3 protein-coding genes and 4 pseudogenes are annotated in these 3,492 nt (G+C 66.7%); 5 read left to right on the top strand and 2 right to left on the bottom strand.

All coding sequences use genetic code 11. The features are described from left to right. Positions 1 to 151: 151 nt before the first annotated feature. From ACFU53_RS47350 to ACFU53_RS47340, 3 genes and pseudogenes are all read left to right on the top strand, one after another. Positions 152 to 334: pseudogene (locus ACFU53_RS47350) on the top strand (DNA-binding protein); the annotation flags it as partial. 167 nt (positions 335 to 501) lie between these two features. After that, positions 502 to 747 carry a winged helix-turn-helix domain-containing protein gene (locus tag ACFU53_RS47345; protein ID WP_384006658.1) on the top strand — a complete coding sequence of 82 codons (246 nt, stop codon included), beginning with the start codon at positions 502 to 504 and terminating at the stop codon, positions 745 to 747. Further along, positions 657 to 1,274: a transposase gene (locus tag ACFU53_RS47340; RefSeq protein WP_384006655.1), complete on the top strand. Its 618-nt coding sequence runs from the start codon at positions 657 to 659 to the stop codon at positions 1,272 to 1,274. Before ACFU53_RS47345 ends, ACFU53_RS47340 begins: the two co-directional genes overlap by 91 nt. 48 nt (positions 1,275 to 1,322) lie before the next feature. Here the strand turns inward: ACFU53_RS47340 and ACFU53_RS47335 are convergent. Further along, a pseudogene (locus ACFU53_RS47335) lies at positions 1,323 to 1,804 on the bottom strand (IS630 family transposase); the annotation flags it as partial. Positions 1,805 to 1,889: 85 nt separating this feature from the next. Continuing rightward, positions 1,890 to 2,549, bottom strand: a pseudogene (locus ACFU53_RS47330) (transposase family protein); the annotation flags it as partial. Between the two features lie 388 nt (positions 2,550 to 2,937). On the opposite strand from ACFU53_RS47330, the gene ACFU53_RS47325 reads away from it, so the two are divergent. Further along, positions 2,938 to 3,093 carry a hypothetical protein gene (locus ACFU53_RS47325; RefSeq protein WP_005477440.1) on the top strand — a complete coding sequence of 52 codons (156 nt, stop codon included), beginning with the start codon at positions 2,938 to 2,940 and terminating at the stop codon, positions 3,091 to 3,093. Between the two features lie 224 nt (positions 3,094 to 3,317). Beyond that, a pseudogene (locus ACFU53_RS47320) lies at positions 3,318 to 3,401 on the top strand (IS5/IS1182 family transposase); the annotation flags it as partial. Positions 3,402 to 3,492 lie beyond the last annotated feature (91 nt).

The following is a 3,492-nucleotide window of genomic DNA, read 5'->3' as shown; positions in this document are numbered from 1 at the left end:
CCAGCCACTCCCTCCATCGCCCCTCACCCACCCCAGCCCCTGCGACGTTTTACGCGGCGCGCACCCGACGCTTGAGCCGGACCGTCAAGAAAGATCGAGGTTAGGCACAAGCCCTTGTCATCGCGAAGACCTCGGCTAGAGATCTTTAACGGTGCGGGTTACGTGGGGTCGTGACGGTTGGTGTCGGCTGCGCTATGCCGGAAGTGTGAGGTATCCCGATGGCGGAGGACTGACGGCCGACGAGCGCGATCGGCGTGAACAAGTCCGTTTCGCGGCAGCTGACTTGATCGAGGCGGGGGCCAGTGACCGGGAGGTGGCCCGGCGGTTCCGGGTGACCCGTATGTCGGCGAACCGCTGGCGCCGGGCCCTGGTCTCGGGCGGCCGCCAGGCGCTGGTGTCCAAAGGTCCCGGCGGCGCCCGCTGCAAACTCGGCGCCGGACAACTGCGAGCTCTGGAGGCGGTGTTGGAGGCCGGGCCTGCCGCCTCCGGCTGGAGTGACCAGTGCTGGACGCTGGCCCGCATCGGCGAGATCGTGCGCCGCCGTTTCGGGGTCGAGTACACCCTGGCCGGCTGGACCTGCTGCTGCACCGCATCGGCTGGAGCGTGCAGGTCCCGAGCCGCAAGGCCACCGAGCGGGACGAGCCGAGGATCGCCGCGTGGAAGGACGAGCAGTGGCCCGTCATAAAAAGAGGGCGGCGGACCTGGGCGCCTGGCTCTGCTTCGAGGACGAGGCAGGCCAGGGCCTGAGGCCGCCCAAGGGCCGAACCTGGGGCCGCCGGGGCCGCACCCCGGTCGTGAAGGTCACCGCCGCGGGCACCAAGCGGGTCTCGATGGCGGCACTGATCTGCACGAAGGCCGGCCGCCAGCCGCGGCTGATCTACCGCATCCACCTTGACCGCGGCCCCGCCAAAGGCCGGCGCAAGGGCTTCACCGAGACCGACTACGCCCGCCTGCTCGATGCCGCACACCAGCAGCTCGGCGGCCCTATCGTCCTGGTCTGGGACAATTTGAACACGCACGTCAGCCACACCATGCGACGGCTGATCGCGGCGCGACCATGGCTGACCGTCTACCAGCTGCCGCCATACGCGCCGGAGTTCAACCCGGTCGAGGGCGTCTGGTCGCACCTGAAGAGATCCCTGGCCAACCTCACCAAACACAGCCTCGACGAGCTCACCGCACTGGTGAAGACCCGGCTCAAACAGATGCAGTACCGACCCCACCTCATCGAGGGCCTCACCGCCAAGACCGGGCTCGACTTCCAACCGCCGTAACCTCAGCCGTTGAAGATCTCTAGTGTGCTGCGGCAGAAATCCTGAGGGTTAGTTCTCCTCTGTTTTCTGCTTGTCGGTTCCGACCTTGGTGAGGTAGTCGGCGAGGGAGTTGAGGATCTCGTCGGCTGTCTTGGTTCAGGTGAAGGGCCGCGGGTTCTCGTTCCAGGTGTCGATCCACGCAGTGATGTCGTCCTCCAGGGCTTTCACGGACCTGTGGACGCCGCGGCGGATGAGTTTGTCGGTCAGCAGGCCGAACCACCGCTCGACCTGGTTCATCCAGGAGGAGCCGGTGGGGGTGAAATGGACGTGGAAGCGGGGGTGTTTGCCGATCCACGTCCGGATCTCGGCGGTGTTGTGGGTGGCGTAGTTGTCACAGACGAGGTGCACGTCGAGTCCGGCGGGCACCGCCTTGTCGATCCGGATCAGGAACTTCTTGACTCGATCGCCCGGTGGCGGCGGTGCAGTGCCGATATGACGGTGCCGTCGGCGATGTTGAAGGCGGCGAACAGGCTGGTGATGCCGTGCCTCAGTGACTCTCGGGCGGGATTCTCCTCGAAGATCATCAAGACTCCGGTCGGGCTGGACCCGGAGAACGTACTGTCCCTGCTCCGGCGCCGAGATGGCCTGTTCGACCAGGGCCCGGACCTTTGCGTGGGGTCGGTTGACGGCCTGCTGACCGACGGAGAGGCGATCCCGCCGGCCGCGGTACGGGAGGCGGACCGTGCCGCCTGCGCCCTGGTAGCCCTTGTCCGCCCAGCAGGTGATGCCGGCCTCGGCGAGAGCGTCGATGATGCCGTGCTCGCGGGCCGCCCGGACGTCATAGACGGCACCGGCCAGGGCCGGTGAAGCCCACAGCAGACGCCCCTTTGGGTCGGCTATGACCTGCACGTTCATGCCGTGCTTCTTGTGTTTGCCCGAGTAGAAGGGACGGTCGGCGGCGATCCGGTCGATCGGCAGAAGCGTCCCGTCCAGGATCAGATACGCCTTCATCGACGCGGCCCGCATGGCTTCGGCGAGCGTGGGGGCGAGGGCGGCCAGGAGCCCGACGGCCTCGGTGACGTAGCGGTAGACGGTGGTGGTGCCGATCCCGAAACCAGCCGCGAGCTGGGCATACGGCTGGCCGTTGCGGAGGTGGACGAGGGTGAGCAGGGCCTGCCGACCCGCGCTCAGGCGCCGCCATCGGGTGCCGAGAACACGACGGTGTTCCCTCAGGTGGGCAGTGAGGAAGCGCAGGGCAGAGCTGGACACGTCGACGCCGGACGGGTAGACAAGCATACGAAGCCTCTGGTGGAGACGGTTCTCTTGGTCGAAAACCCATCTACCAGGGGCTTCATCCGTCCGTCAGGCCAACTGCCCATCCGACAGGTGAGATTGGCGACGGCTCACTGTACGGCTGGCCGCTGCCCCGCCCCGGCCCGGCCCGGCCGGTGAACTTACGTATTCGATTGCGTAGTTCTACTGGCGCCTCGGGAAGGCAGCGTTGGGAGACTCGCCCCATGAGCTTCCTGACGGAGCCGTGGTGTCACGCCGGGGAGCTTGCTGCCTCCCTACTGGGCAACCGTCGCCAGCTGTCCAACGGGTAGCGAACGCTGTCTGGTCAATAGAGCCCGGCTGAACATTGGAGAGTCCTCCGTTGGTTTCCAAGATTCGTGTCCTTCTGGGCATGCTCGTGCTCCTGGCGCTGGCCCTCGGCGCCATCGCCCTGCTCGCGGCCATGAAAGCCGATGCCACCTGGTTCACGATCGTTCCGCTCGGCATCCTCGTTATCGGCGCGTCCGTCGTCCAGTCGCTCGGATGGTTCAACAAAAAAGGCCGGTGACTGGCCTGGCGGCTCGCTGGGCACACAGTTCTACTACGGCGCCCTGCTCGCGGGGCAACGGCAGGTCCGTCCGCCCGGCTCATCCGGGTGCCGTCGAGCAGCCAGTCTGCAACCTTCCTGCTCAACTGATCGCGGCCATGACTGACCGCCGCCGCCCATGTCGGACGGCAGTTCATGGGAGGGAGAGGCCGGCGCGAGGTGTGCCGGGACGACGAACGGGATTAGCAAAGGTCCGGGCCCTGGTCGAACAGGCCATCGCCACCCTCAAGTCCTGGCGGATCCTCCGCAGGCTCCGCTGCTCGACGACCTCGTCCATGCTCTCAGGCGCGAAGAACACCGCACCCGCAACCGCACTGACACTCACTATCTGCGTCAACTACGGCGGGCGCGCCGAGATCA

The organism is Streptomyces sp. NPDC057474, assembly GCF_042802555.1.
Classification (GTDB): domain Bacteria; phylum Actinomycetota; class Actinomycetes; order Streptomycetales; family Streptomycetaceae; genus Streptomyces.
The sequence above is the reverse complement of the archived record's forward strand: the minus strand, read 5'-3'. Positions and strand labels throughout refer to the sequence as shown.

Bases quoted from the DNA above. Each gene is read 5' to 3' on its own strand.
- ACFU53_RS47325 (WP_005477440.1), top strand. From the start codon at position 2,938: ATGCTCGTGCTCCTGGCGCTGGCCCTCGGCGCCATCGCCCTGCTCGCG.